At 72.5% G+C, this 23,914-nt stretch carries 30 protein-coding genes; 16 read left to right on the top strand and 14 right to left on the bottom strand.

Features of this window, described 5'->3' with window-relative positions; all coding sequences use genetic code 11:
- Positions 1–165: 165 nt before the first annotated feature.
- The 9 genes from BLQ43_RS05530 (at position 166) to BLQ43_RS05565 (ending at position 5,353) form a co-directional block, all read left to right on the top strand.
- Entirely contained in the window at positions 166–660 is a 495-nt protein-coding gene (locus tag BLQ43_RS05530) for an ASCH domain-containing protein (protein WP_218119140.1), read from the top strand.
- A gap of 64 nt (positions 661–724) precedes the next feature.
- Positions 725–1,666 (top strand): phage Gp37/Gp68 family protein, encoded by a 942-nt coding sequence (locus BLQ43_RS05535; protein ID WP_090019150.1) that lies wholly within the window; start codon positions 725–727, stop codon positions 1,664–1,666.
- Positions 1,667–1,891: 225 nt separating this feature from the next.
- Positions 1,892–2,644 carry a sporulation protein gene (locus BLQ43_RS05540; protein WP_090019151.1) on the top strand — a complete coding sequence of 251 codons (753 nt, stop codon included), beginning with the start codon at positions 1,892–1,894 and terminating at the stop codon, positions 2,642–2,644.
- 176 nt (positions 2,645–2,820) lie between these two features.
- The gene (locus tag BLQ43_RS05545; protein ID WP_143006169.1) at positions 2,821–3,177 is read left to right on the top strand and encodes a hypothetical protein; all 357 of its coding nucleotides are present in this window, start codon (positions 2,821–2,823) and stop codon (positions 3,175–3,177) included.
- A complete protein-coding gene (locus BLQ43_RS05550) occupies positions 3,174–3,587 on the top strand; it encodes a cell wall hydrolase (RefSeq protein WP_090019153.1) in 414 nt (137 codons plus the stop codon). Before BLQ43_RS05545 ends, BLQ43_RS05550 begins: the two co-directional genes overlap by 4 nt.
- A gap of 385 nt (positions 3,588–3,972) precedes the next feature.
- Positions 3,973–4,335, top strand: a complete 363-nt coding sequence (locus BLQ43_RS05555; protein ID WP_090019154.1) for a hypothetical protein — start codon at positions 3,973–3,975, stop codon at positions 4,333–4,335.
- Between the two features lie 4 nt (positions 4,336–4,339).
- Positions 4,340–4,540: a hypothetical protein gene (locus tag BLQ43_RS05560; RefSeq protein WP_090019155.1), complete on the top strand. Its 201-nt coding sequence runs from the start codon at positions 4,340–4,342 to the stop codon at positions 4,538–4,540.
- Entirely contained in the window at positions 4,482–4,742 is a 261-nt protein-coding gene (locus BLQ43_RS14295) for a hypothetical protein (RefSeq protein WP_143006170.1), read from the top strand. The genes BLQ43_RS05560 and BLQ43_RS14295 overlap by 59 nt, the downstream gene beginning before the upstream one ends.
- Positions 4,743–4,825: 83 nt before the next feature.
- Positions 4,826–5,353 carry a universal stress protein gene (locus tag BLQ43_RS05565; protein WP_090019156.1) on the top strand — a complete coding sequence of 176 codons (528 nt, stop codon included), beginning with the start codon at positions 4,826–4,828 and terminating at the stop codon, positions 5,351–5,353.
- Between the two features lie 354 nt (positions 5,354–5,707).
- Here the strand turns inward: BLQ43_RS05565 and BLQ43_RS14545 are convergent, their stop codons facing one another.
- Positions 5,708–5,848, bottom strand: coding sequence for a hypothetical protein (locus BLQ43_RS14545; protein ID WP_176758535.1), 141 nt, complete (start codon positions 5,846–5,848; stop codon positions 5,708–5,710).
- A gap of 387 nt (positions 5,849–6,235) precedes the next feature.
- Here BLQ43_RS14545 and BLQ43_RS05570 point away from each other — a divergent pair, with 387 nt between their 5' ends.
- Positions 6,236–6,652, top strand: a complete 417-nt coding sequence (locus tag BLQ43_RS05570) for a hypothetical protein (RefSeq protein WP_090019157.1) — start codon at positions 6,236–6,238, stop codon at positions 6,650–6,652.
- A 6-nt stretch (positions 6,653–6,658) separates the two neighbouring features.
- Here BLQ43_RS05570 and BLQ43_RS05575 read toward each other — a convergent pair whose 3' ends face one another.
- Positions 6,659–7,591 carry an ADP-ribosylglycohydrolase family protein gene (locus BLQ43_RS05575; protein ID WP_090019158.1) on the bottom strand — a complete coding sequence of 311 codons (933 nt, stop codon included), beginning with the start codon at positions 7,589–7,591 and terminating at the stop codon, positions 6,659–6,661.
- A gap of 158 nt (positions 7,592–7,749) precedes the next feature.
- Here BLQ43_RS05575 and speE point away from each other — a divergent pair, with 158 nt between their 5' ends.
- The gene (gene speE, locus BLQ43_RS05580) at positions 7,750–8,607 is read left to right on the top strand and encodes a polyamine aminopropyltransferase (RefSeq protein WP_090019159.1); all 858 of its coding nucleotides are present in this window, start codon (positions 7,750–7,752) and stop codon (positions 8,605–8,607) included.
- Between the two features lie 3 nt (positions 8,608–8,610).
- Here speE and BLQ43_RS05585 read toward each other — a convergent pair whose 3' ends face one another.
- Positions 8,611–9,192: a queuosine precursor transporter gene (locus tag BLQ43_RS05585; RefSeq protein WP_437123471.1), complete on the bottom strand. Its 582-nt coding sequence runs from the start codon at positions 9,190–9,192 to the stop codon at positions 8,611–8,613.
- 14 nt (positions 9,193–9,206) lie between these two features.
- A complete protein-coding gene (locus tag BLQ43_RS05590; protein WP_090019161.1) occupies positions 9,207–9,941 on the bottom strand; it encodes an SAM hydrolase/SAM-dependent halogenase family protein in 735 nt (244 codons plus the stop codon).
- A gap of 175 nt (positions 9,942–10,116) precedes the next feature.
- On the opposite strand from BLQ43_RS05590, the gene BLQ43_RS05595 reads away from it, so the two are divergent.
- The 3 genes from BLQ43_RS05595 to BLQ43_RS05605 all read left to right on the top strand — a co-directional run bounded on the left by BLQ43_RS05595 (position 10,117) and on the right by BLQ43_RS05605 (position 12,310).
- Positions 10,117–10,674 carry a GcrA family cell cycle regulator gene (locus BLQ43_RS05595; protein WP_090019162.1) on the top strand — a complete coding sequence of 186 codons (558 nt, stop codon included), beginning with the start codon at positions 10,117–10,119 and terminating at the stop codon, positions 10,672–10,674.
- A gap of 127 nt (positions 10,675–10,801) precedes the next feature.
- The gene (locus BLQ43_RS05600; RefSeq protein ID WP_090019163.1) at positions 10,802–11,101 is read left to right on the top strand and encodes a hypothetical protein; all 300 of its coding nucleotides are present in this window, start codon (positions 10,802–10,804) and stop codon (positions 11,099–11,101) included.
- A gap of 6 nt (positions 11,102–11,107) precedes the next feature.
- Positions 11,108–12,310: an amidase gene (locus tag BLQ43_RS05605; protein ID WP_090019164.1), complete on the top strand. Its 1,203-nt coding sequence runs from the start codon at positions 11,108–11,110 to the stop codon at positions 12,308–12,310.
- Between the two features lie 12 nt (positions 12,311–12,322).
- Here BLQ43_RS05605 and BLQ43_RS05610 read toward each other — a convergent pair whose 3' ends face one another.
- The 4 genes from BLQ43_RS05610 to BLQ43_RS05625 all read right to left on the bottom strand — a co-directional run bounded on the left by BLQ43_RS05610 (position 12,323) and on the right by BLQ43_RS05625 (position 16,465).
- Positions 12,323–13,264, bottom strand: a complete 942-nt coding sequence (locus BLQ43_RS05610; protein ID WP_090019165.1) for a sulfotransferase family protein — start codon at positions 13,262–13,264, stop codon at positions 12,323–12,325.
- A 126-nt stretch (positions 13,265–13,390) separates the two neighbouring features.
- Positions 13,391–14,335, bottom strand: a complete 945-nt coding sequence (locus BLQ43_RS05615) for a hypothetical protein (protein WP_090019166.1) — start codon at positions 14,333–14,335, stop codon at positions 13,391–13,393.
- A 10-nt stretch (positions 14,336–14,345) separates the two neighbouring features.
- A complete protein-coding gene (locus tag BLQ43_RS05620; protein WP_176758536.1) occupies positions 14,346–15,284 on the bottom strand; it encodes a diacylglycerol/lipid kinase family protein in 939 nt (312 codons plus the stop codon).
- A complete protein-coding gene (locus BLQ43_RS05625) occupies positions 15,281–16,465 on the bottom strand; it encodes a CDP-alcohol phosphatidyltransferase family protein (RefSeq protein ID WP_090019168.1) in 1,185 nt (394 codons plus the stop codon). Before BLQ43_RS05625 ends, BLQ43_RS05620 begins: the two co-directional genes overlap by 4 nt.
- A 54-nt stretch (positions 16,466–16,519) precedes the next feature.
- Between BLQ43_RS05625 and BLQ43_RS05630 the strand changes: the two genes are divergently transcribed.
- The gene (locus BLQ43_RS05630) at positions 16,520–17,398 is read left to right on the top strand and encodes a metallophosphoesterase family protein (RefSeq protein WP_176758537.1); all 879 of its coding nucleotides are present in this window, start codon (positions 16,520–16,522) and stop codon (positions 17,396–17,398) included.
- Positions 17,399–17,529: 131 nt separating this feature from the next.
- Positions 17,530–18,291, top strand: a complete 762-nt coding sequence (locus tag BLQ43_RS05635) for a phosphocholine cytidylyltransferase family protein (RefSeq protein ID WP_218119141.1) — start codon at positions 17,530–17,532, stop codon at positions 18,289–18,291.
- Between the two features lie 5 nt (positions 18,292–18,296).
- Here BLQ43_RS05635 and BLQ43_RS14550 read toward each other — a convergent pair whose 3' ends face one another.
- The 6 genes from BLQ43_RS14550 to BLQ43_RS05660 all read right to left on the bottom strand — a co-directional run bounded on the left by BLQ43_RS14550 (position 18,297) and on the right by BLQ43_RS05660 (position 23,864).
- On the bottom strand, positions 18,297–19,103 hold the full coding sequence (locus tag BLQ43_RS14550; RefSeq protein ID WP_176758538.1) for an NTP transferase domain-containing protein: 807 nt from the start codon (positions 19,101–19,103) through the stop codon (positions 18,297–18,299).
- Positions 19,100–20,227: a hypothetical protein gene (locus tag BLQ43_RS14555; protein WP_176758539.1), complete on the bottom strand. Its 1,128-nt coding sequence runs from the start codon at positions 20,225–20,227 to the stop codon at positions 19,100–19,102. Before BLQ43_RS14555 ends, BLQ43_RS14550 begins: the two co-directional genes overlap by 4 nt.
- Entirely contained in the window at positions 20,224–21,000 is a 777-nt protein-coding gene (locus BLQ43_RS05645; RefSeq protein ID WP_176758540.1) for a sterol desaturase family protein, read from the bottom strand. The genes BLQ43_RS14555 and BLQ43_RS05645 overlap by 4 nt, the downstream gene beginning before the upstream one ends.
- Positions 21,001–21,173: 173 nt before the next feature.
- Entirely contained in the window at positions 21,174–22,250 is a 1,077-nt protein-coding gene (locus tag BLQ43_RS05650; protein WP_090019171.1) for an LptF/LptG family permease, read from the bottom strand.
- A 4-nt stretch (positions 22,251–22,254) separates the two neighbouring features.
- Positions 22,255–23,433 carry an LptF/LptG family permease gene (locus tag BLQ43_RS05655; RefSeq protein ID WP_090019172.1) on the bottom strand — a complete coding sequence of 393 codons (1,179 nt, stop codon included), beginning with the start codon at positions 23,431–23,433 and terminating at the stop codon, positions 22,255–22,257.
- Entirely contained in the window at positions 23,430–23,864 is a 435-nt protein-coding gene (locus BLQ43_RS05660) for an HIT family protein (protein WP_090019173.1), read from the bottom strand. The genes BLQ43_RS05655 and BLQ43_RS05660 overlap by 4 nt, the downstream gene beginning before the upstream one ends.
- Between the last annotated feature and the right edge of the window lie 50 nt (positions 23,865–23,914).

The raw sequence follows: 23,914 nt of genomic DNA on the forward strand, positions 1-23,914 counted from the left end.
GTTGCGGTGTCGTGACGGGGCGGTGGATGCTGTCCGCTCAAAACCGCGTACGGGTGCGATGAAACACCGGCTTGCGGCGAACCCCCGCCGCCACGCTTGCGGTGTCGTGACGTGGCGGTGAATGCTGTCCGCTCAGAACTTCGTACAGGTGCGATGAAACAAGCCTTGTTTCTTCAGATCGTGATGGCGCCGGGGAACGTGCGGGCGATCCTGGCCGGCGCGAAGACGCAGACGCGCCGGCTGGCGTGGCGGCCGGACGGGCGGCCGACGCGCTGGCGGCAGCTGCACGACCGGGTGCGGGCGGGCGAGGCCGTGACGCTCTGGGTGCGCGAGGCCCACGCCTTCGACGCCGACGGCACGCCCATCTACCGCGCCACGACCGCGCGCACCGACGTCCGCCGCTGGCGCTCTCCCATCCACATGCCCTGGCGCGCCTGCCGCCTGACGCTCACGCTCACGGACACGCGCCTCGCCCCCGTCACCGCCATTTCCGAGGCCGACGCCAGGGCCGAGGGCGCCCCGCCCAGCGCGGACGGCACCCACCGCGCCGGCTTCCGCGAGATGTGGGAGTCCCTGCACGGCCGCGGCGCGTGGGACGCCGATCCCGAGGTCGTGGCCCTGTCCTTCACCGCGCACCGCTGGGACGAGCAGAACGCGTGAGGCCGCCGCTTGGCACCGCCCGCTCCGGCGTGTCACACGCGGGCAGGCACGCAGCGGGGACGCCATGACGCTGATCGAGTGGACGGAGGCGACCTGGAACCCGATCGTCGGGTGCTCGCTCGTCTCGCCGGGGTGCACGAACTGCTACGCCATGCGCCAGGCCGTGCGCCTGTCGCGCAACCCCGCCACGCCACAGTACCACGGCACCGTGACCAGCTCGAAAGCGGGGCCGGTGTGGACCGGGCGCGTGAACATCGCGGGCGACAGCGTGGTGCGCGCGCCGCTGCGCCGCCGCAAGGCGACGGCGTGGTTCGTCAACTCGATGGGAGACCTGTTCCACGAGAACATCCCCACCGCCTGGATCGACCACATCTTCGCCGTCATGGCGCTGGCGCCTCAGCACGTCTTTCAGGTGCTGACCAAGCGGCCGGTGAACATGCGCGCCTACATGCGCGATCCCGAAGCGCCCGGCCGCGTGGCGCAGGCGATGGCCGCGGAAGGGGGCGAGGGGACGCAGCCGCCCTGGCCGCCGCGCAACGTCTGGCTGGGCACCAGCGCCGAGGATCAGGCGCGCGCCAGCGAGCGCATTCCCGACCTGCTCGCCACGCCCGCCGCGATCCGCTTCCTGTCGTGCGAGCCGCTGCTGGGCGCGCTCGATCTGGCGGGGCTGGACGCGCTCGGCCCCGGCGAGCCGCGCGTGCACTGGGTGATCGCGGGCGGGGAGTCCGGCCCGCACGCCCGGCCGCTGCACCCGGCCTGGCCGCGCGGGCTGCGCGATCAGTGCGCCGCGTCCGGCGCCGCCTTCTTCTTCAAGCAGTGGGGCGTGTGGCGCCCGCCCGACCCCGGCGAGACCGGCGAGCGCCGCGCCGTCGCCGCCGACGGGCGGAGCTGGCCGGACGGCGCCGCGCCCGAGGGCGTCGACACCGCGCCCGTCGTCCGCCTGAGCAAGGCGCGCGCGGGCCGGGCGCTGGACGGCGCGGACTGGAGCCAGATTCCCGGCGCCTGAGTTGGCCGGGGCCTTGCTCGCCGCGCTAGAGTGATTGGGCATGTCGTGGCGGCGGATCGATCCCCACCCCCTCTGCCGGCGCGGCGCCGAGCCCCGCGCCGCCGTCTCCCCCTCCCCTTCAGTCAAGGGGAGGGGGAGAGTGTGAGGGGGAGGGGATGCCGCGGACTGATGCCCCGGCATGGGAGTTCGATGACGTAGAACGCCGCAAGCGGGAAGGGGTGTGCGATGGTCTTCGGCAAGATCCTGGCGGCCACGGGCGTCGACGGCGCGCGCGTGGACGCGCAGCTGGACGCCGACACCGTGGACGTCGGCGGCACGATCACGGGGCGGCTGGTCGTCGACGGCGGCGGCGCCGAGCAGGAGGTGCGCGGCCTGGAAGCCGTGCTGGTGGTGGACGCGATGAAGACCGACGACCGCGCCACGCTGCCCACGGTGCTGACCCGCGCCGACTTCGACGAGGGCTTCACGCTCGCCGCGGGGGAGCGCCGCGAAATCCCCTTCGAGCTGGCCGTGCCGGCGGGCGCGCCCCCGGCCATGACCGAGCGCCCGGCGCACGTCTACGTCACCAGCGCCGCCGACGTGCCGCTGGCGGTCGACCCCACCGACGTCGACCCCGTCACCGTGCGGCCCACGCAGCTTCACCGCGACGTGCTGACCGTGATGACCGAGCACGGCCTGCATCTCGAACAGGAACACGTCATGCGCACCCGGCGCGGCGTCATGCAGGAGCTGGCGTTCGAAGCGGACGCGGGCGGCGAGCAGGCCGTCGAGGTCGCCTTCGTGCCCGCGCCCGGCGACGGTTACGACCTGATCGTCGACGAGAATCTGGCCGGGCGCACCGCCAAGCGCCTGGTGGCCGACGCCCTGGACGTGGACATCGACGAGTCCGAGGCGCGCATGCACATGCCCGGCGGGCCCGACGGCCCCGGCCTGGACCGCGTGCGCCGGGCGCTCGCGGAGCGGGTGAGCGGGACGTAACGGCAACGACTCCGGCGTTCGCGTTCGTTCGCTCTTCGTTCATGTTTTGGCTTGACGCGCCCGGCCTGTGCCGCTAATCTCGGTCGCGAAATTGCAGCCCCGTCCCGGTTCGCCCGGGGCGGGGCTTTTTCGTGTCCGGCGGTCGCGACCGCCACCCCCACAATCGAGGCAGGACGGTGCATGAAGCAGTTGCCCTGAAGCTCTGGAAGCTCGTGTTCGGCGCCGGCGGGATCGTGTTGGCGGTCAGCACGCTCGGCTGGCGCGTCTACCAGCACCTGGAGCGCCGCGTGGAGGCGCTGCGCGTGGACGTCGCCCGCCGCGACGAACCCCGCGAGGCCGAGATGCGTACGCGCATGGACAAGCTGGAAGACGACATCGGCTCGCTGCGCGCGACCATCGCCACGGTGTCCGACCTGGACCGCCACTTCGGCCACTTGAACGCCGCGCTCGCCGAGCTGCGCCAGGACGTGCGCCAGACCAACCACCGCATCGACGAGCTCCAGGGCCGCGCACCGCGCGGGAGCCCAGCATGACGATCCATTTCGACGCAGAGGACCTGCACGCCGCCGCGCTCACCCTCATCGGCGAGGCGCGCGGCGAGGGCCGCGACGGCATGACCGCCGTGGCCTGGGTCATCCGCAACCGCGTGGCCGATCCGCGCTGGCCCGGCCGGCCGGCGCGCGTGGCCCGCGAGCCCAAGCAGTTCAGCGCCTGGAACCGCCGGGCCGGGAACCTGGGGAACCTGCACCGCATGCTGCAGGCCGGGTTCCGCGACGAGCTCTACCGCAGCGCCCGCGCCATCGCGGCGGGGGTGTTCGCGGACCTGCTCGCCGATCCCACCGGCGGCGCCACGCACTACCACACCACCAACATCACCCCCGCCTGGGCGGATGGCGACAAGGAAACCGCCCGCCTGGGCAGCCACGTCTTCTACGCGCTGTAAGGGCGGGTGCGCGCGCATCCCAAGCCCGCTGATCGCAAAACCGTGGATGGCCCGAACGGCCATCGCAACACGTCCGGTGGCAAACGTGCGGCACGGACGGTTTCCGATGATCCGCCCATCCGGTCATGGCCTAATCCCCCGCGTGCTTTCGCCCGACAGCGAAAGCACGCACCCCCTTCTCCCGTCGGGAGAAGGGGGGCTGAGGCGCTGCCGTCCGTCCGCGGCCCATCCCCTTTCTCCTTCAGGAGAAAGGGGATCGGGATTTCCGCGCGGGCGCGCGGAAATCCCGAGGGGAATGAGGCGCGCATCCGTTCGCCGTGTCGGACACACCAGACCGCTTCGCGCTGAAGTCGTGACATCACTGGACCCTGAAAGGACTACCGCCATGCTCGATCTCAGTCCCCTCATCACCACGGGCGCCAACCTCCTGGAGCCCGCGCTGCTCGCCATCGCCTCGTGGGTGGCGGCGGAGCTGGCCGCGCTCATCGGCGCCCGCACGTCCAGCGAGCTGGCCGGCGTCGTCGACGACGCCCTCGGCAAGGCCGTGCGCTACGCCGTCGATCGCGCGCGCGACGAGGGCAAGGACGTCGCCACCGTGCCCGTGAAGAACGAGGTCATCCGCGAGGCCGTCAGCTTCGCCGCGGAGGCCGCGCCCAAGGCGCTCAAGAAGCTGGGCCTGAACCCCGGCACCGAGCAGGGGCGGGCGCGCATCGCCAAGTGGGTGCGCGCGCGGCTGCCGGAAGCGTGAGCCCGTGCTCTGGCTCGCCCTGGGCGGATCGGGCGTGGCGGCCTTTGCCGTCTGGCTGCTCGTCCGCCGCGCCCGCGCCGCCGGCCGCGAGGCGGCGGCGCGCCGTCAGGCCGAAGCCGCGCTCGATGCCAAGCGCCGCGCGGACGGTGTCGGCGTGCACGCTCCTGAGCGCACTCGCCAGCGCCTGCGCCGGGGCGGGTTCTAGCGTCGTCGCCCCTGCGGCGCCCGCCTACACCGACACCGTCCAGGCCCGCGCGGCCGAAGAGCTGGCCGAGTTGCCCCCGCCGTGTCCCCGCGACGCCGCTCCCGACGGCTGCTCGGCCGTGCACCGCCTGGTGATCGACTACGGCCGTCTGCGCCGGCGGGTGCGGGCGATGCGGGATGCGGCGACGGACCCGGACCGGTGATTGATCCCGATCAAGACGTGTCGCGCCGCATCGGTTAGGCTGCGTGGTGGAGGTTCGACGCGCAACGGGAGGGCGATCACGCCATGAGCTACAAGCGCATCCTCGTCGCCGTGGACGGCTCGGCCAATGCGGCCCGGGCCCTCTCGGCCGCCACCGACTTGGCGAAGCAGTGGGACAGCCGCATCGTCCTGGTGCACGCCGTCATGTCCGGCGCCCTGCCCAAGGAACTGCTGGAATGGGCGCGTGTGGAATACGGCGTCGACACGCGCCAGGAAGCCGAGCCCCAGGTGGACATGCCCGGCTTCGGCCGGCTGGGCGTGGTCACGCACGAACAAGTCTCGCGTGCGCCCTATCACACACGCGTCGCCCTTGGCCGCGCCGTGCTTCAGGACGCCGAACACCGGGCCCACAACGACGGGGTCCGCGATACGCGCGTGCTGCTGGAGGACGGCGAACCCGCCGAAGTCATCCGCCACGCCGTCGACAGCGAAAAGCCCGACCTCATCGTCATGGGCACGCGCGGCCTCGGCACTTGGCGCGGGATGCTCGCCGGAAGCGTCTCTCAGAAGGTGATCGGGCTGCACACCGTCCCGACCCTCCTCATCCCCTAAACTGTGCGCAGTTTAATCCGGCCTGTCCGCCATCAATGGGGGCGTGTCGGGCTCCAGCCCCTTTCACCGGGATGGCGGTGGCGAAAGGACCGCCCCGGGGGCCGTTTAAACCGGCCTGTCCGCCATAATTGGGGGGCATGTCGGACACCAGACCCTGCATCCGGGATGCCTGATCGGGGAGGAAGGGCGTTGGCGGCTTAATCCGTCCCGGTGGCGATAAGTGGGGGCCGGTCCAAGGCCACGCCCTGTCGCCGGGGCGCACGCGCAAACCCAAGCGCCAACGAAAAACGGGGCGTCCCGGGCGGGACGCCCCGTTCATCTGTCCGAAAGGCGGCTCGTTGTGGGTGGGCAAGCTTACTCGGTGACGATCACCGGGCCGTTGCCGAAGCTGTCACCACTGCCGGTGTTCGGCGAGCCCATGCCGAAGTAGGACGCCGCCGAGCCCACAACCACGGCGAGCACAATCACACCAATCGCCAAGCGCATCGTCTGCATCGTTCATCCTCCTTTGACCGCGACCGCAACGCGAATGTGGATGCGGTGTACGGCCGCGGCAAATTCCGGCGCTGCATAGCTCGTACGCCCCAATGTCAAAGCGTACAGGCACGCGGGTTGCATCTGGAAAAACTCCTCGAATTCGGCGTTTTACCCGTGTGTACGTGCGATGGCGGTTCCGTGACAGCCGTTTACGCGTTCGCGCCGTCGAACACGTACGGTGACCGCCGTTCGAACGCCCGGGCTGCTTGGTGTTCGGGCGCCTTCTGGGCGGCCGGCGCCAGCCTTCGCGATGCACGCGGGGGTTGATCGCGGCGGGCGTGGTGGCCGGCTTCCCCGCGCGCCTGCCAACTTTCCCAGTCTGCCCGAACGTGGCACAGTGCGGCCATGTTCAAGTGGCTTCGCAAGCTGGGCGGCGACGATGCGGACGGTGATGCCGAGGCAGCGGCGGACGCGGTCCACGCCGTCGAGCCCGGCCCGGGGTTCTTCGTGCCCGGGCACGCGGATCGCGCGGCGGCGGCGGAAGCGGTGGACGCCATCGCTGAGCGGCTGGGCCGCGTTCTCAAGGGCGCGGTCTCGGAACAACGCTACGCCGGGCTGGTGTACGACCACGACGGTACGCGCTACCGCAGCGACGTGGGGGAGATCGATCCGCGCACCGGTGAAACGGTGGTCTGCATTCTGCATCAGGACGAGCGCGAGCAGTACCTGATCTGTACGCCCAAGCGCGGGGCGGACGCGGGCCTGCCGCTGCTGGTCAGCGACACCGAGGTCGAAAAGGCGGTCGTCTTCCGCGATTCCTGACCCCGTTCACGCCGGGAAGGCGTCGGCCAGCGCGTGCCCCAGTCCGATCAGGGTTTCGCGGTTCTCCGCATGCGCGGCCCAGGCGGCGGGCAGCGCGCTCAGCCCGATGTGCGCGCCGCAGGCCGCGCCCGCCATGGCCGCCAGGGTGTCGCGGTCGCCGCCGTTGAGCATTGCGCAGTCCAGCACCGCCTCGAAGTCCGCCGGCGCGCGCAGGAAGGCGTAGATCGCGAAGGGCACGGACTCGTGCGCCGCCACCGAGCGACCGATGGCGTGGGCCACGCGCTCCGGCGGCGTGCCGTCCGACAGCGCCGCCGCCACGATCCCCATCTTCTTCTGCATCTCCCCAGTCTGCGCCGCGCGAACCAGGTCGCGGGAGACGCGTTCGCCGTCCAGCGTGTTGCCGGCCAGGGCGTGCGTCACCGCCAGCCCCACGGTGCGCGCCTGGAGCACCGCGGCGTCCTGGCCGATGTCGTGCGCGTGCGTGATCGACGCACTGGCGCGCGCCGCATGGTCCAACGCCGCGCCCGTCCGATAGGCCACGCCCACGGGCGCCACGCGCATGGCCGCCCCGTTGCCCAGCGACCCCTGGCCGCCGTGCAGCAGGGCCGCGATCTCGTGGCAGGGCTTGCCGCGGTGCTGGGCGGTGCGGAAGATCTTCGGCGGGCCGGGGCCGTAGCCGCGCCACGGCTCCGCCTCGAAGGCGGCGGCGAAGCGTTCGCCCAGCCGTTCGCGGTCCACGCCGCCGTCCTCGGCCAGCGCGCGGGCCAGTTCCACCGCCATCGCGGTGTCGTCGGTGTAGACCAGCTCGTGCGACCCGGCGACCACGCGCAGCAGCGCCTCGCGCTCGGGGTGGACGAAGGCCAGCTCGCCGATGGCGTCGCCCAGGGCGCAGCCGACCAGCGCCCCGGCGGCCAGATCGCGCAGCGTCTCCCCGGTCATGGCGTTTCCCTGTGCCTGATCCACGCCGAGGATGCCCTGGCCGCGCGAGCCCCCGCAAGGGCGCTTGACCGCCTTTGGACCGGCGGCTACCCCCGCCGCACCGGTGCGCAGCAGGACGCCCACAGCGCGTGAGCGCGTAACCGCAATAGGGGGCCGCCATGATCACCTTCACCGAACACCTGCACGACGGCTACGATCAGGTGCTGCACCTGACCGGCCCGAGCCTCGTGGACGAGCACACCGGCTTCCAGCACGTCCAGATCTTCGACACGGGCGTGGCGGGCCGGGTCATGGCGCTCGACGGCTGCGTCCAGATCACCGAGCGCGACGAGTCCGCCTACTCCGAGATGCTCACCCACTTGCCCATGCTGGAGCACGGCGACGTCCGCCGCGTGCTCATCGTGGGCGGCGGCGACGGGGCCGTGGCGGAGGAGGTGCTCAAGCACCCCGGCGTCGAACGCATCGACCTCGTCGACATCGACGCGCGCGTGATCGAGCTGGCGCGCCAGCACCTCACCAGCATCCACCGCGGCGCATTGGACGATCCGCGCGTCCACATCCACTGCGAAGACGCCTTCGCCTTCCTGGAGCGCGCCGAGGCAGGGGCCTACGACCTCGCGGTGACGGACCGGCCCGATCCCACGGAAGTGGCGGAGGGGCTGTACGCCCCGGCCTTCTATCAGCGCCTTCAGCGCGCCCTGGCGGATCGGGGCGTGGTCACGCTGCAAACCGGCTGCCCTTTCTTCCAGCCCGACGAGCTGACGCGCGACAGCGGCAACCTCGCCGCCACCTTCGCCAACGCGGGCGCGTTCTGGACGGTGGTGCCCACCTACACCGGCGGCTTCATGGCGCTCACCTGGGGCGCGAACGGCCTGCCGCTGGGCACCACGGACGTCGAGACGCTGCGCCGGCGCTTCGAGGGGCTCGATCTGGGCACGCGCCACCACACGCCCGAGATGCACCGCGCGGCCTTCGCCCTGCCGCCCTGGATCGCGGAGCTGGTGCACACGGCCTGAGCGTCACCGGCTGGTCGAAGCTGCCGGCCGGAGACGGTGCACGCGGCCGAGCAGCACGCGGAAGGGGACCAGCATCGCCAGCGCCATGCCCGCCTTCACGCCGTAGTCGCCCACGGCCCAGGTGGGCCAGGGCAGGCCGGTGCCGGCGAAGGCCAGCGTGAAGAAGGCGGCGGTGTCGAGCGCCGAGGCCGTCAGCGAGGATGCCAGCGGCGGCACCCACCACACGCGCTTGCGCAGCAGGTGGAAGAGCTGAACGTCGGTCAATTGGCCCAGCAGGAAGGCCGCGCCCGATGCCGCCGCGATGCGCGGCGTGCTGGCGACCATCGACAGCACCACCGCCGCCGCGAAGCCGGCGTAGACCACGCGCCGCGCCCGGTCCGGCCCGAAGGCGCGATTGGTCAGGTCCGTCACCAGGAAGGCGATGGGATAGCTCAGCGCGCCGTAGGTCAGCCACGCATTGATGGGGACCTGCACGGCCACGTTGGAGACGGTGACCACGGCCACCATCGCCGTGAATGCGGCCCAGATGCCGCGCGGCCAGATGCCGCGCGGAAGGCCGCGCATCCCCGTTAGCAGGGGCCTCATGCTCAGCGGGTTCGTCATGGGGTGCTCGCGATCTCCACGGGGGTGCCGACGCCGATGCCCAGCGCGGTGTCGGCGCGGCCGGCGTTGACGGCGATCTCGACCAGCCCGTTGGCGTTCGTGTACCACAGTGGCGTGCCCTCGGGCACGTCCGAGAAGGTGCGCCCCCGCGCCGGCGCGTGGCCCGCGATCCGGACCCGGGCGCCGGGTGGCAGGGTGTTCGCGCGTACGCCCGTCATGCAGTTGCCGTAGGCGTCCACGTACACGATCTCCGCAAGGTCGTCGGGCCAGTCGGCGCCGACGAGCGTGGCCGGGTCCAGCGGCATGCCCAGAGGCCGTTCGCCGCGCGCCAGCCGGGCGGCCACGGGCGCGAAGATGTCGCGGCCGTGGAAGGTGGCCGAGGCGTCCGGCGCCGTCCAGGCGATCCGCCAGGCCGCGGCGCCCCCGGCGTGCCGCGCGGCCAGCGCGAACAGCCCGTTGTCCGGGCCGACGAACCAGCGCCCGCCCGCGTGCACCACGATCCCGGCGCGCTCGGAGCCCACGCCGGGGTCGACCACGCCGAGGATCACCGCGCCCTCGGGAAGGTCGGCGGCGTAGGCGCTCACCAGATATGCGGCGGCGCGCGGGTTGAACGCGGGCGCGTCCGTGAAAAGATCGAGGATTGGCAGGTCCGGCGCATGCGCCATGGCCGCCGCTTTCATCTGCGCCAGATAGGGTCCTTGGGAGCCGAAATCCGTGATCGTGACAAGCATCGCTGGCCCGGTGTGCGTGTGGTGTCGACATGGCGCGTCCGATCGCGAGAATCCCAGGAAGTCCCTGGACATGGCCGGGCATCCTGACTATCGTATCGGGTAGTCGCTTCCACCCAAGATGTAGCGTTTCATTCACCCCTTCGGTACCAGAAGTACGAAAAGGGCGTCGTTGAGCATGAGTTGGACGGACGAGCGGATCGACGAACTCACCCGTCTCTGGCAGGCCGGCCACAGCGCTTCCGACATCGGCAAGCGCCTCGGCGTCTCCAAGAACGCCGTCGTGGGCAAGGCTCACCGCCTGAAGCTGCCCTCGCGGCCCTCGCCCATCAAGCAGGGCGAGAATGGCGAGGAAGTCCAGGCGAACGGGCACGCGGCCGCGCAGAACGGCCAGCAGGGCGGCACGCGTGGCGGGCAGGCCGCGGCCAACGGCAGCGGCCAGCAGCGCAAGCGCAGCGGCAACGGCGCCCGCAAGGGGTCCGGGAGCGGCAACGGCAAGGAGCAATGGAAGGCCGCCGCCAACAAGGTGGTCAGCCAGCGCGCCCAGCTGGAGCAGCGCGGGCAGCGCACCGGCTGCCTCTGGCCCTTCGGCGACCCGAGCGAGCCCGACTTCCACTTCTGTGGCGCGCAGTCGCTCCCCGGCAAGCCGTATTGCCAGGAGCACGCCCAGCGGGCCTACATCACCCGCTCGCGCGACCGCGACGGACAGGACGAGCGCGACGAGGAAGCGGCCTGATCGCGCCCCCGGCACGGGCCGGCCACAAAGCCGCCATTCCGGGGCGTCAGCCTCGGTGGTTCGCGGGCGGGGTGGATGGCCGCCCGCGTGCCATCGCGTTCGTTTAGATGCGTCCCGGAGGCGGAGCATGACCCTTTTCCACCGAACGCTGACAGTCGCTGTCCTGGCCGCGGCCCTGGCCGCGAGCGCCCCGGCGGCCGCCCAGGACGAGGAGCCCCAGGACCCCGGTGCCCAGGCGCGCGAGGGGGCGGAGCAAATCCTGGACGCGCTGCGCGGCCTGCTGCAGATGATGCCGCGCTACGGCATGCCGCAGGTGCAGGAGGACGGGGACATCGTCATCCCGCGCCTTGACGAGCCGGAGAACGGCGACGGCGAGGATGCGGCGCCGGACGACCCGGACGCCGGCGTGACCGAAACCCGGATCTAACTGACCATGCGCGATCCGCTCGGCGCCTTCGTGCCCGGCGGCCGGGTCGAGCCCCGCGACCGCGACAGCGGCCCGCTCGCCGGGCTGTCCTTCGCTGTGAAGGACCTCTTCGACGTCGCCGGCCACAGGGCCGGTTGCGGCAATCCCACCTGGAAGGCCACGCATCCGCCCGCCGAGACCGACGCGCCGGCGGTCCGCGCCTGCCTGGACGCGGGCGCGGCGCTGGTCGGCCGGACGGTGATGGACGAGCTCGCGTACAGCGTGCGCGGCGCCAACCCGCACGATGGCGCGCCCACCAACCCCGAGGCGCCCGGCCGCACGGCCGGCGGCTCCTCCAGCGGCGCGGCGGCAGCGGTGGCCGGTGGGCTCGCCGACTTCGCCCTGGGCACGGACACGGGCGGCTCCGTGCGCGTGCCCGCCAGCTATTGCGGCCTGCACGGCCTGCGCCCCACCCACGGTGCCATCAGCCTCGACGGCGTCATGCCACTGGCGCCGCGCTTCGACACCGTGGGGCTGCTCGCCCGCGACGGCGAGGTGCTGCGCGCCGCCGGGGACGTGTTGCTGGGGCTGGACGGCGCCGGCCCGACGCCGCTGGGCATTTGCCTCGCCACGGATGCGTTCGCGCTCGCGTCCGAACCCGCGCGCACCGCGCTCACGCCCGCCATTGCCGACCTCGTGCGGCGCTACGGCGACGGTGGCACGGTGACGCTGCCCGAGGACGGGGAGCTGCACGCCTGGACCGAGGTCTTCCGCACGCTTCAGGGGCGCGAGGCCCACCGCGCCTTCGCCCGCTGGGTAGCCGATGCGCAGCCCGCGTTCGGCCCGGAGATGGCGGCGCGCTGGGCCTTCGTCAGCCAGCTGAGCGACGAGGCCGTGGCCGAGGCGGACGCGGCGCTGCCACACATCCGCGAGCGTATGGCGGCCCTGACCTCGGGCAGCACGCTGATCGCCCTGCCGTGTGCGCCCGACGCCGCGCCGCTGCTGGACGGCGACGACGCCGCCTGGGCCGACCACCGGGAAACCGTGCTTACGCTGAATTGCGCCGCCGCGTTGGCGGGGCTGCCCCAGCTCGCGCTGCCCGCGAGCCGCGTGCACGGGCTGCCCCTGGGGCTCGGCCTCATCGGTCCGCCGGGCAGCGAGCCAGTGCTGCTGCGCGTTGCCACGGACCTCGCGGGCGCGGACAGCGATCCGGGCGCGCGCTTCGACTGATCGCCTCGCCGGTCACGTGCCGGGCAGGTCCTGGTCCGCCAGGTGGCGCAGCCCCCGCGGGGCGCGCGCGGGGTCCAGGCCGTCCGGGTCGATGCCCCAGGCGCGCCGGGGATCGATGCCGTAGTTGTCCCGAAGCCGCCCGAGGTCCGGGCCCAGGATGTTCAGCACGGTGGCCTCCTCCTCGGCCGTGAGCTGGAAGCGCCCCGGGACCTCGTGCCCCAATCGCCGGCGCAGGCGCTTGCGGAAGGCGCTGCTGGTGACGCGGGCGGCCAGGGCGCGCGCGGCGGGAACCCGTGCCAGCTGCGCCCACACGGGCGGCGGCTGCTTGCGGTCCGCCGCGCTGTTGTGGGTGGCGAACGCGGCGGGTTCGAAGCGGTCCAGGCCCAGGAAGTCGCACACGCGGTCCAGCGTGGCCTGGGGGGCGGCCTTCATGTCCTCGAACACGAGCGGCAGGACGTCGGCGGCGGGAAAGCGCGCGGTGAAGGCGTCCAGCTGGTAGGCGTAGCGCGAGGTCATGATGCCGCGCTCGGACACCCCGGCGTCCAGGGAGAAATCGCGCGTCGGCTCGATCATGTGGGCCAGTTCCGCGCCCACGCGCGCCGCGTGCCGCGCCTGCGATTCCAGCCGCCGCAGGGGATGGCGCATCAGGTAGATGAAGCGCACCCGCACCCCGGGCAGCGTGGCGATCCGTTCCGGCACAAGGGGAAGGAACGGCCGCTTGGTGTAGTCGGTGGACGCCTCCAGCGCGACGCGGTGCTGGTGCGGATCGGGATCCCACAGCGCCATGTACCAGTCGACCCCGCGGTTCCAGACCGCGTCGTCGGCGAAGAAGGCCGGCTCCTTGATCGACGAGGGCGCGACCTGCGGATGCTGGGAGAGGTAGTGGTACAGGCTCGTCGTGCCGGCCTTCATGGCGCCGATGACGAGGCAGATCGTCCCGATGTTCTGCGGCATGAAGGGGCCTGTTCCGTCGGTCGACGCACCGCAGCATGCGGCCTTCCGCGCGGCCGCGCCATCACTCGCGCAGATCAGAGATCCCGTGCTTTTGGAGGTTCCTCGCCCTGCAAACGATCCTTTGGCTTACCGGAAGCCACCGCGGCGGTAGAGCTTCCACAGCAGCGGCCAGCCGCCCAGCAGCGGGTGGCGGCGCTGGAACTCACTGGGCTGGACGCGCACGCCGCTGTGCCGTTCCACCTTCCACAACACGTAATCCACCCCGCCGCGGAAGGTTACGGTGGCCTTGATCAGGCGCAGGAGCGCGATGGTCTTGCCAAGCGGGCGTGCCAGCCGTGCCGCCAGCCGCGCCGCGCGGCGCTGGCCGCGGGTGACGGTGATGCGCAGGCGCGCGCCGTTCTGTACGGGTTGGGCGAGGCTGGTGGCGCTGGCGGCCAGGCGGGTGCGCTCGGCCAGCCGCTCGGAGGCCGCCGCGATCACGGCATCCACGCGCTCCGGCGGTTCGCTGCGCAGTTCGCGGGCGAAGGTTTCCTGCAGCCCGCGCTTCCACACGGCCGTGGGGTAAACCGTGCCGTCGAGCAGCGGAAAGGCCATGCGGTGGAAGGTTTCCACCGCGTCCACCAACGCGCGCAGCACGCGTTCGCGCGCCGACTCGTCGCGCGCGTGAATCAGGCGGCAGGGCTGGGCGAAGCGTGCCCAGATGTGCGGCGTCGCCCCGGCACCGCCGGCCGCGGCCACGAACTGGTCGGTGCGCATGACCGCCACCTTGGCGTGCAGCGTGCGCCCGCCGACCTGGGCTTCCAGATAGTGCACGTTGGGCGCCAGCGCCGCGCCCAGGGCCGCGGATACCCCGCGCCCGTACCAGGCCGTGTAGCTGTCCACGAGCACGTAGAAATCGAGCAGCGTGGTCGACGGATCGGCCGCGCGCAGCCCCGAGCCGTAGTACAGCACGGCGGCGACGGCCGGATGGCCGGCCCGCACGGTCTCGGCGAGCGCCCGCACGTCGTCGTTGACGGGGTCGTCGGCATCGCGCGTTACGGCCGCGCGCAGGGCGTTGCGAGCCTCGGGCATGCCGCCTCCTTCACGCCACGCGGAAGCGCACGGGGGCGCCCGGTGTGAGCGTCAGGCACGTGGTGGGATCGCCGGGATACAACTCGCCGTCGAGTGTGCAGTCGGTTGAGGTGCACAACCGCAGGCGCCGGGGGCGCGCCCGCCAGACGCCGCGGCCGGGCCGGTCGCGGCCGTGGCCGTAGAGAAAGGCGGGCAGGCGCAGCCGGCCCGTAAGGGGCCAGCTCACGACCGCGACGCCCAGACCGCCGTCCGGGGGCGCGGGCCGCACCCCCATGAGCAGCCGGGCGAGCGTCGTGGCATAGATGACGACGACGCGGTCCATTTGCCAGGGACCGTCGTCCAGGGCATAGGACACGACATCCGGGCGCAGCACGGGGTCGTCGTCGATGCGGCCGGCGAGCAGGCGCAGCAGGGACACGCTCAGCGTGATGCCGTCGCTCAGCGGGCCGGGCAAGCCGCGGCTGTGCAGCTCGCCGGTCGACTGGCGGATGGCGCGCGGTATGGCGGCGGCGCCGAAGAAGAAGCCGTACTGCGTCGGCCCCCCGTCACGCTGCAGCGCGATGGGGCTGCGGACATTCACCCTCAGCGTGCGCCCCGCCGACCGGGCCGCAAGGACGCGCCGGAGCGCGCGGTGCGCCGGGCCGGCCAGGCCGACATCGGCGTGGATCATATTCGTGGTGCCGCCGCGCAGCAGCACGATGTCCGGCTCGTTGGCGAAGGGAGCCTCGGTGCGCAGGCAGGTGAGCACCGCGTCGAGTGTGCCGTCGCCGCCGTCGATCGCCAGGGTGTCGACACCCTGCTGCGCGAACGCGCACAGGACAGCCGGAACCTCCCCAGCGGCGTGCGTTTCCGCCCAGAGCGCACCGGCGCCCTCGGCCACGGCGCGGACGCGGGCGTGCGCATCCGGGCGGCCGCTGTTGGCGTTGGCGAGAACCGCGAGCGTGCTCACGCCGCCGTCCGCAGCCAGGACACCACGGGCGTGCCGCGCTGGCGCAGCGCCTCCGCCTGCGCGATGCGCACGAGATGCACGCCGTCCGAGGCGACGTGCCACGCCGCGACGGCGAGCAGGCCCCAGTCCGGCCGCCCGGCGAGCCAGAAGGCGGTGAGCAGCAGCAGGTTGGGGTTGCGCCGCGCCGTGATCAGGCGGAAGCGTGAATCAAACCGCTCCCACATGTGGATCTCCAGCCCGAAGCGCGACAGGAAGTACCCCTCGCACAGCCGGCCGCCGATGTAGCCCAGGAAGATGATCCAGATCGCGGGCGCCAGCCAGTTGGCGGGGAGGCTCGCCCCCGCGGCCGTGAGCCCGATCCCCCAGGCGGCGTACCAGATGGGCGGATGAACCAGATCCAGCACGTGGTCGAAGACGTCGCCGAAGGCGCTGGAGGTCAGCGTCACGCGCGCCAGCTTGCCGTCCACGGTGTCCAGGAAGGTCATCGCCCAGGCCGCGAGCAGGCCCCAGCCGAAGGCGCCGATCCAGAACAGCCAGATGACCAGTCCCACCAGCACGGCGCTGAGCAGCGTCACCATGTTGGGCGTGATCCCCAGCCGCGCGCACGCGCGCGTCGCCCAGAAGGCGGGGCCCGGCCACACCCACTTGGTCACGAGGTCGGTGACGCCCTTGTAGGCGGCGTCGTACAGGCGCCGTTCCGCGCTGCCGGCCTGACCCGGGGCGACGCGGCGGCACACCGGGTCGGTGCGCTTGCGCAGGCTGCCGCGATAGCCCTTGGCCACCGCGCGCGGCGACAGCACGCTGAAGGCCGAATCCGGCGGCGGCCGGCGCCCCAGCCAGCGGGCGGCGTGGGGCGCCTGCGCGGCGTCCACGTGGGCGGCGAGCACCTCGTGCCCGTCGCCGTCGGTGACGGCGACGCCCGGGCTTTCCAGCAGGCCTTCCAGCAGCGCCTCGTCGATCACCGCGTCCCCGGCCAGCAGGATCACGCTGCCCGCCGTCGGCCAGGCCTGCCCCTGGTTCAGGACGGCGGTGATCCCCATCTTCGCCAGCATCCGGCGTGCGCGGGCCTCGGGCGTGAAGCCCCAGACGCGCGGCGGCGCCGCGACCGACTGAATCACGGCGTATACCGGCGCGTTCGCCGATGGCTGTTGCCCCTGGGTGGCAGCCGTCTGCACCGTCATGGCGCCTCGACGCTTTCCTGGCTCCCGGCTCGAGCGATGGTCCGATCCCGACCGATGGCCCGCCTGGTTCACGTTTCCGATCTGCACTGCCCGCCCCTGCCGGCCATGACCGTGCGGGAGGCGCTGAGCAAGCGCGTCTTGGGATATGCCTCCTGGCACCGCAAACGCAAGGCTCTGCATCGCAACGAGGTGCTGGAAGCCCTTACGCGCGATGTGGCCGCCTGCGGACCGGACCACGTCTGCGTCACCGGCGACCTGACGAATCTGGGGCTGGCCGCCGAGGCGCCCACCGTGGCGCACTGGCTGGCGCGCTTCGGCGACGCGCGGGACGTCAGCGCCGTTCCCGGCAACCACGACGCCTACGTCCCCGACGCGCCCGCACCCGAACGGCAGTGGGCGGACTGGATGCGGGGCGATGAGGGCCAGCCGGGCTTTCCCTACCTGCGCCGGCGCGGCGGCCTGGCGATCGTGGGGGTGTCGAGCGCGGTGGCGACCCCGCCGTTTCTCGCCACCGGGCGCATCGGCACCGAGCAGGCGGGCCGCCTGGAAGCCCTGCTGCGCATCGCGAACAACGAGGGATTGGCCCGGGTGGTGCTGGTGCACCATCCGCCGCAGCCGGGCGCCGTGCGCCGCCGGGTGGCCCTCAGCGACGGCGGGCGCCTGCGTGCCGTGCTGGCGCGGACGGGGGCGGAGCTGGTGCTGCACGGGCACGCGCACAAACCCGTTCGGGCGTCGCTGACCGGCCCCGAGGGTGCCATCCCGGTGCTGGGCGTGGGGTCGGCGTCCTGCGTTGGGGATGCCCGCCACCCCTCGGCGGGCTTTCTCGTGCTCGATCTGGCGGCGCGGGACGGCCGCCTGGCCGGGACGGTGACGGATCACGCCTACGATCGCGTGCGCGACGCCTTCGTCGAAGGTGCGCAGCACGCCCTCTAAGCTGGGGGCGGGGCAGCGCGAATGCCGAAGGTTCCCTCGGAAGAATGACAGTCGTTTGACAGCCACGCGACGCCAACTACGCTAAAGGGCGACGCCGAAATGGGCGCCGGGTGCGGTGAAGGGGGGCATGTGTGAAAACGGTGATTCTCAGTGCCGGGCAGGGGAAGCGCCTCCTGCCGCTGACGGAACGCGCGCCCAAGGCGCTGGTCGAGGTGGCCCCCGAGACCACGATCCTGGGCTGGCAACTCGACCAGCTCGCGGCGGCGGGCGTGGACGACGTCACCGTGGTGACCGGATTCGCGGCCGACCAGGTGGAGACCGCGCTGGCGCGCGCGCCCGCAGGCATGCGCGCGCGCACGCTCTACAATCCCTTCTGCGCCGTCGCGGACAACCTGAGCAGCGTCTGGCTGGCGCTGGACGCGCTGGGCGACGACGGCATCGTCCTCAACGGCGACACGCTCTTCGCCGCGCCCGTGGCGAGGCGCCTCATCGCCGCCGAAACGCCGGCCACGGTGGTGATCTCGCGCAAGGACGGCTACGACACCGACGACATGAAGGTGTCGCTGGACGGCGAGCGCCTCGCCGCCGTGGGCAAGCAGCTTGATTCCGGCGTCGTGGACGCGGAATCCATCGGCATGATGCGCTTCCGCGGCGAGGGCATGGCGCGCTTCCGCGCGGCCGTCCGCGACGCCATGCGCCGCGAGGACGCCCTGCGCGTCTGGTACCTCAGCGTCGTCGACGCCATGGCGCGCCAGGGCGGGGTTTCGGTGACGGAAGCGGGCGCGGACGAGTGGTGCGAGGTCGATTTCCCGGCGGACCTGACGCACGCCCGCGAAGCCCTGGCGCGCTGGCGCGCCAGCGTCAGCCCCGGTCGCGCGGCCACGGGGACCTGACTCCCCTACCGCGGTGAATCGCCCAGGATGTCCCGCACCAGCGCGAGGTCGTCGAGCTTGTCGACGTCGATCGGGGCCCGCGGGGAGTCCACCACGACCGGGCGCAGCCTCACCCCGACGCGCTTGCCCAGACGGTCCAACGCCCGGCGCAGCGTCAGCCGCTTGAGCAGGTAGAGCGCCACGGTCACCGGCCCGATCGCCAGCGCCATGCGCCAGGGCCGCTTGCGCGTGTGTTCCAGCCGCCGCCACGCCGCCACCATGCGCCGGGCGTCGGGCGTCATCAGCGCGAAGACGTTGCAGCCGCTGTAGCCGCCGTCGCGGAAATTCAGGCTCGTGCGGCTGGCCTGTGGGTAGGCGGCGGTCACGGTTGCGATGGCCGCGAACCCGGCGGCGACGTCCGCCCCTTCCAGCGCCGCCGTGTCCAGCACCTGCCGCACCACCGCCGGTTCCAGCAGCGGGTGGTCGCCCGTCACCACCAGCAGCGGCGTGTCCCCCGGCAGGTCGTCGAGCTGTGCCAGGACGCATTCCGTCGGCGTTTCGCCGGGCGCCACCCGCACCGCGCGACCGTCGGCGAAGCGCTCGGCCAGCCCCGGCGCTTCCTGCTCCGCCGGGGCGTCGGCCGCCAGGGCCACGCGCACCGCGTCCACGCGGCCGCTGGCGTCCAGCGCCGCGAGGACGTGCTCGATCATGGGCTTGCCGCCCACCTCGACGAAGGCCTTGCAGCTCTTGCCGCCGGCGGCGGCGACCGGTTCACCGGGCGCGCGCGTGCCCGCGAGCACCAGCGCCACGGCGCGCGGTTGGGAAGCGGTCATGCGATGTCCTTGGCGTAGACGCGGTAGCGCTTGGCGGCGACGCCGCCCACGGTTTCGATCACGCGGCGCGTGGGCCAGTTGTCGTCGAGGATCCACGACAGTTCCAGGTCGGTGATGCCGTGGTTGGGCGTGACGACCGCGTGCAGGCGCTGGATCAGCAAGAGCGGCAGGCCGCGGCCCACGGGGCTGTCGCGGTAGGCCCGGCGCACGCCCATCAAGAGGACGCGGCCGCTGGACAGCCCGCGCACCTTCAGCCGCCACAGCAGCTTCGCCCAGCCGAACGGCAGCAGCCGCCCGTCCAGGCCCTGCAGCGCCTCGTTCAGGTCGGGCAGGGCGACGATCATGGCCGCCGGCTCGCCGTCGATCTCGGCGATGCGCACCATGTCGGGCTTGATGAGGGGGCGCAGGTTGCTGACGAGCGCGCCCACCTCCGCCGGGGTCATGGGGACGAAGCCCCAGTTGTCCGCCCAGGCGTCGTTGAAGATGTCGATGATGGTGCGCAGCTCGGTGTGCAGCTGGCGCGGATTGATGGGGCGCTCGTGCACGTTGGGCTCCGCCGCCGTCTGCTCGGCCATGCGCCGGGCGCGGCGGGGCAGCGGCTGCGTGGGGTCGAAGTCGTAGGCGATCAGGTCCTGAACGCCGTCGAACCCGGCGGCTTCGACGGCCGGGCCGTACCATTGGGGCGCGTCGTTCATCAGCATGCGCACGGGGCGCTCGAAGCCGTCGACACGCAGCCCGACCTCGTCGTTGATGGAGAGGCTGAACGGCCCGGCCAGCCGCGTTGCGCCCCGCTCGCGCGCCCAGCCCTCGGCGGCGGCCAGCAGCGCGTGCAGCGCCTCGCGGTCGACGCCTTCCAGCAGGCCGAAGTGGGCGACGCGCGGCCCGTCGTCCGGCTGCGCCAGCCGGTCGAGCTGGGCGCTGATGCGCCCCACGGGCGCGCCGTCGCGCGTGGCCAGGAAGTATTGCGCCTCGGCGTGCTCGAAGAAGGGGTTGCCGTGGCCCAGGTGCTGCTTGCGCTCGACGTCGAGGAAGGGCGCGCGCGTGCAGTCCCCGTCGATCCGCGCCGGGACGCGCAGGAACCGCCGGAACGCCCGGCCGCCGGAAACGCGTTCGACCGCCGTCACGCGCGCTTCGCTCCGCCGGGCTTTTTGCGGCCCACGCCCTCGCGGGCGGCCTGCACCTCGTCCAGATCCGGCGTCAGCCGCGCCACCCACGGGAAGCGCGCCACCTCTTCGCCGGTGTAGCCCAGGTTGAAGACCGTTGGGCTGCGGCGGGTGTTTTTGGGGTCTGGGTTGTGCGTGCCGAAGACGAAATCGCCGAGCGGGTTCGTGATGCCGAAGTTGGTGTGGTCGTCCTGGAAGTGGTGCTGCAGGTGCAGCTGCTTCATCTTTTTCAGGAAGCGGTTGCGCGGCTGGTAGGGCAGGTGCTGGACGCTGTGCACGAACTCGTAGATGCAGAACACCACGAAGCCCGCCGCCATGCCGGCCGTGGCGCCGGCCAGGCCGCCCGCGATCGCCCCGATCGCGCCCGTGATAACCGTGATCGCGGGGATGGTGGTGTAGAGCGCGCCGAAGAGGACGCGCAGGTCGTGCGGATCGCGGTGGTGATCGAAGTGGACGCGCTTCCACGCCTTCGCCAGCCAGGGCCAGCGGTACATGCGCCCGTGCAGCACGTAGCGGTGCAGCAGGTACTCCACGAAGGGATAGGCCGCGACCACGAGAACGGCCGCCAGCACCACCGGCCGGATGGTGTCCGCGAGCCGCCAGGAGGCGTAGGCGCAGCCCGCGCCCGCCAGGATATAGACCTGGATCGAGGGATGCAGGAAGTAGGCGGTCCACAGCTCCTTCAGCGTCATCTTGTCGAGCCGGTAGGGCTGATCCCAGAACCGCAGCTTCATCGTCTCCCCCGAAGTCCCCTGTGCGCCGCGCGTCCGGGCGCGCCGCGCCGGTCCATCGCCGCGTGCATCATGGTGGGGCGCCCGGGCGCCCGCAAGCCGCTTGCCCGCGAGCGCGGCGGCCCGACCGCGACGCGCACGGAATCGTGTCCCCGGCCGCATGTGGGGCGGCGCGCTCACTCTTCCATGCTGATGACGACCCACAGGCCGAGGCTGGCGAACACGATCGCGGGTGTCCACGCCGCCACGGCGGCGGGCAGCATCCCCGTCTCGCCGAGCGCGACGAGAACGCGTTCGCTGACGAAGAAGAGGAAGCCGGCGAGGATCGTGGCGAAGCTGACCAGCAGCATGCGATTGCGCCGCGCCGCCTGGAGCGCCACCGGCGCGGCGATCAGGACCATGACCAGCGCGCCGGCCGGGTGCGCCAGCTTGCGGTGCAGCCAGAAGTTGTAGAACGATGCCGGGCGGTTGGCACTCTGCGGGTTCTTGCGCAGCGTCCACAATTCCTCAAGCCCCAGCTCCGCCGGGCTCTCCGCGAGCGTGGAAAAGCGCCCGGGCGAGATCGGCAGCACCAGGTCGAGGCGCGGCATCGTCTCCGCCGCCCCGGGCCCGTCGCTCGTGGGGCGGTGCACCTCGTGGAACTGCCAGAAGCCGTTGCGGAAGCGCGCCCAGTCCGCCGTGAAGATGTCGGTCAGCCGGCCTTCCGGCGAGCGGCGCACCACGGTCACGCCCTGCAAGCGCCGGCCGTCGGTGGCGGACCCGCTGACGTGGACCAGCGCGTCGCCGGCGGCGAACCAGGTGGGCGCGCGCTGCGGGGCCACCTCCGGCGGCATACCGCGGTAGTCGCGTTCCGCCCACAGGCGCAGGCGCGCCGAGCTGTGCTGGACCACGAACTCCTGGAAGGCCGTGTGCGCCACCGCCAGCACCCCCGCGCCCAGGATCATCGCGGCGATGACGCGGTGCACGGACACCCCGGCCGCGCGCGCGGCGACCATCTCACTGGTCATCACGAGCTGGCCGTAGACCATCATCGACGCCAGCAGCGCCGCCAGGGGCACCACGAGCGAGATCACGTCCGGCGCGCGCAGCGCGGCGTAGGCGAAGACGGGCATGAGCACGCCCGCGCCCTTACCGATGATCGCCGAGGCGTTGGCAAGCACGTCGAACACCAGCAGCAGCGCCGTCAGCGCCATGGTCGTCGCCAGGGCGCGGCTGACGTAGAGGCGGAAGACGTAGCGCGTCAGCGTGCGCATGGGCTTAGCGCCCCTCCGCCAGCTGGCGGCGGTAGCCGGGCGGCCGGCGCGGGTGCAGCGCGATGGCGATGGCCCCGCGCACGCCGCTTTCCGAGACGCTCAACAGCCACACCCCGGAGACGATGAACAGCACCGCGAACGGGCCCCACAGGGCAAGCGGCGGCGGCAGCACCCCCACCTCGGCGAAGTTCTCCCCGAAGCTGAGCACCTTCTGATAGAGCACCACCAGCACCACGCCCAGGCCCAGCCCATAGGCGCGCCCCGTGCGCCCGCGCCCCAGCAGCGCCAGCGGCACCGCCAGGAAGGTGAGCGGGATCAGGGATGCCACGTGCACCAGCCGCGTGTGCAGCTCCGTGGACCGCAGGCGGTGCTCGACGTTGGCGCCGGCGGGCGTGCCGCCCCCGGCGATCAGCTCGGGGACGGTGAACTCGCGGGAATCCTGACCGCGCGGACCGTAATCGCCGGCGGAATCCATGGGCGGTTCCCAGGTGTAGTCCGTGAAAGTGATGCGCGCGGCGCCGGTGGCGCTGCCGTCGAAGCGCACCACGCTCCCGTCGAAGAGCTGGACCACCAGCTTGCCGGTGTTCGCCTGCCGGACCAGCCGGGCGCGCTCCGCCACCACCAGGGTGCGCGGGCCGTTCTCGGGTTGCGCCTCGGCGAAGAAGTGGAGCAGCGTTCGCCCCTGGTCCGTCACGCCGTCGGCGCGCACCACGAACCGATCGTTGACCCGGTGGAAGACGCCGGGGGCCAGCCCGAGCGCGAGCGAGGTCTGGGAAATCTCCTGGATCTGCGCCCGGTAGGCGTGGCGGCTGACGGGCTGGAGGTGGCTGGCGTTCGCCAGCGCCAGGAGCGTGAGCACCAGCGCCATCGCCAGCATCGGGCGCGCGATCCGCCGCACCGAGATTCCCGCGGCCATCATGGGCAGCAGCTCGGAGGCGGTGTGCAGCCGCCGCACGGTGAGCAGCGCAGCCAGAAAGAAGGCCGCCGGGATCGCCAGCTCCAGGTAGTGCGGCAGCAGGTAGCCCAGCACCTCAAGGGCGCTGGAAACCGGCGCCCCCTGATTGGTGACCTCCTCCACCAGCCGCATCAGCCGCTCCAGGGCGAGGGCCGAGAGCACGACCACCACCCCGAGCGCGAAGTAGGCGCTCGTCCGCCGCACGATGTAGGCGGACAGCGTGCTCATGCCGGCCAGGCGGCGCGCAGGTCCGCCAGCAGCGCCTCGCGCACCCCGGCCTCGATGGCGTTGTCGTGCGCGATCTGCGGCGGGCCGGGCCAGCCGGGGTCGCTGAAGGTGGCGCCCCGGTAGCTGCGCGGGCCGCTGTAGCGCGGCAGCACGTGATCGTGGACGTGCGGGTCCACCATCATCAGCTTCAGGTAGTTCAGCTGGTCCGGCCCGAAGAGGGCGTGCAGCGCCAGCTGGATGTCGCGCACGGGCTGGGCCAACTCGGTGAAGGCGGCGTCCGGCAGCTCGGCGAAGGCGGTGACCTCGGCCTTCGCGATCAGCACCAGCGCGCCCAATGTGGCCTGCTTGGGGCGCAGCTGAACGGTCCAGTGGTCGTACTCTCGGATCAGCAGGTCCGGGTAGCCGAACGCCGTCATCGTTGCGTGCGCCATGGCGGGGCTCGCTCGTGTGCTGTGCCGGGCAGGTGTTTGGCGCCGGAGGC

This window comes from Limimonas halophila, from assembly GCF_900100655.1.
Lineage (GTDB): Bacteria > Pseudomonadota > Alphaproteobacteria > Kiloniellales > Rhodovibrionaceae > Limimonas > Limimonas halophila.

What these genes read in the sequence shown, in the direction of transcription:
- BLQ43_RS05535 (WP_090019150.1), top strand. Translation starts at nt 725, where the DNA reads ATGACGCTGATCGAGTGGACGGAGGCGACCTGGAACCCGATCGTCGGG.
- BLQ43_RS14545 (WP_176758535.1), bottom strand. Translation starts at nt 5,848, where the DNA reads ATGCAGACGATGCGCTTGGCGATTGGTGTGATTGTGCTCGCCGTGGTT.
- BLQ43_RS05595 (WP_090019162.1), top strand. Translation starts at nt 10,117, where the DNA reads ATGAGTTGGACGGACGAGCGGATCGACGAACTCACCCGTCTCTGGCAG.
- BLQ43_RS05650 (WP_090019171.1), bottom strand. Translation starts at nt 22,250, where the DNA reads ATGCGCACGCTGACGCGCTACGTCTTCCGCCTCTACGTCAGCCGCGCC.
- BLQ43_RS05655 (WP_090019172.1), bottom strand. Translation starts at nt 23,433, where the DNA reads ATGAGCACGCTGTCCGCCTACATCGTGCGGCGGACGAGCGCCTACTTC.
- BLQ43_RS05600 (WP_090019163.1), top strand. Translation starts at nt 10,802, where the DNA reads ATGACCCTTTTCCACCGAACGCTGACAGTCGCTGTCCTGGCCGCGGCC.
- BLQ43_RS05555 (WP_090019154.1), top strand. Translation starts at nt 3,973, where the DNA reads ATGCTCGATCTCAGTCCCCTCATCACCACGGGCGCCAACCTCCTGGAG.
- BLQ43_RS05610 (WP_090019165.1), bottom strand. Translation starts at nt 13,264, where the DNA reads ATGCCGCAGAACATCGGGACGATCTGCCTCGTCATCGGCGCCATGAAG.
- BLQ43_RS05590 (WP_090019161.1), bottom strand. Translation starts at nt 9,941, where the DNA reads ATGCTTGTCACGATCACGGATTTCGGCTCCCAAGGACCCTATCTGGCG.
- speE (WP_090019159.1), top strand. Translation starts at nt 7,750, where the DNA reads ATGATCACCTTCACCGAACACCTGCACGACGGCTACGATCAGGTGCTG.
- BLQ43_RS05630 (WP_176758537.1), top strand. Translation starts at nt 16,520, where the DNA reads ATGGCCCGCCTGGTTCACGTTTCCGATCTGCACTGCCCGCCCCTGCCG.
- BLQ43_RS05570 (WP_090019157.1), top strand. Translation starts at nt 6,236, where the DNA reads ATGTTCAAGTGGCTTCGCAAGCTGGGCGGCGACGATGCGGACGGTGAT.
- BLQ43_RS05550 (WP_090019153.1), top strand. Translation starts at nt 3,174, where the DNA reads ATGACGATCCATTTCGACGCAGAGGACCTGCACGCCGCCGCGCTCACC.
- BLQ43_RS05575 (WP_090019158.1), bottom strand. Translation starts at nt 7,591, where the DNA reads ATGACCGGGGAGACGCTGCGCGATCTGGCCGCCGGGGCGCTGGTCGGC.
- BLQ43_RS05565 (WP_090019156.1), top strand. Translation starts at nt 4,826, where the DNA reads ATGAGCTACAAGCGCATCCTCGTCGCCGTGGACGGCTCGGCCAATGCG.
- BLQ43_RS05660 (WP_090019173.1), bottom strand. Translation starts at nt 23,864, where the DNA reads ATGGCGCACGCAACGATGACGGCGTTCGGCTACCCGGACCTGCTGATC.
- BLQ43_RS05625 (WP_090019168.1), bottom strand. Translation starts at nt 16,465, where the DNA reads ATGACGGTGCAGACGGCTGCCACCCAGGGGCAACAGCCATCGGCGAAC.
- BLQ43_RS05605 (WP_090019164.1), top strand. Translation starts at nt 11,108, where the DNA reads ATGCGCGATCCGCTCGGCGCCTTCGTGCCCGGCGGCCGGGTCGAGCCC.
- BLQ43_RS05540 (WP_090019151.1), top strand. Translation starts at nt 1,892, where the DNA reads ATGGTCTTCGGCAAGATCCTGGCGGCCACGGGCGTCGACGGCGCGCGC.
- BLQ43_RS05585 (WP_437123471.1), bottom strand. Translation starts at nt 9,192, where the DNA reads ATGAGGCCCCTGCTAACGGGGATGCGCGGCCTTCCGCGCGGCATCTGG.
- BLQ43_RS05615 (WP_090019166.1), bottom strand. Translation starts at nt 14,335, where the DNA reads ATGCCCGAGGCTCGCAACGCCCTGCGCGCGGCCGTAACGCGCGATGCC.
- BLQ43_RS05645 (WP_176758540.1), bottom strand. Translation starts at nt 21,000, where the DNA reads ATGAAGCTGCGGTTCTGGGATCAGCCCTACCGGCTCGACAAGATGACG.
- BLQ43_RS14550 (WP_176758538.1), bottom strand. Translation starts at nt 19,103, where the DNA reads ATGACCGCTTCCCAACCGCGCGCCGTGGCGCTGGTGCTCGCGGGCACG.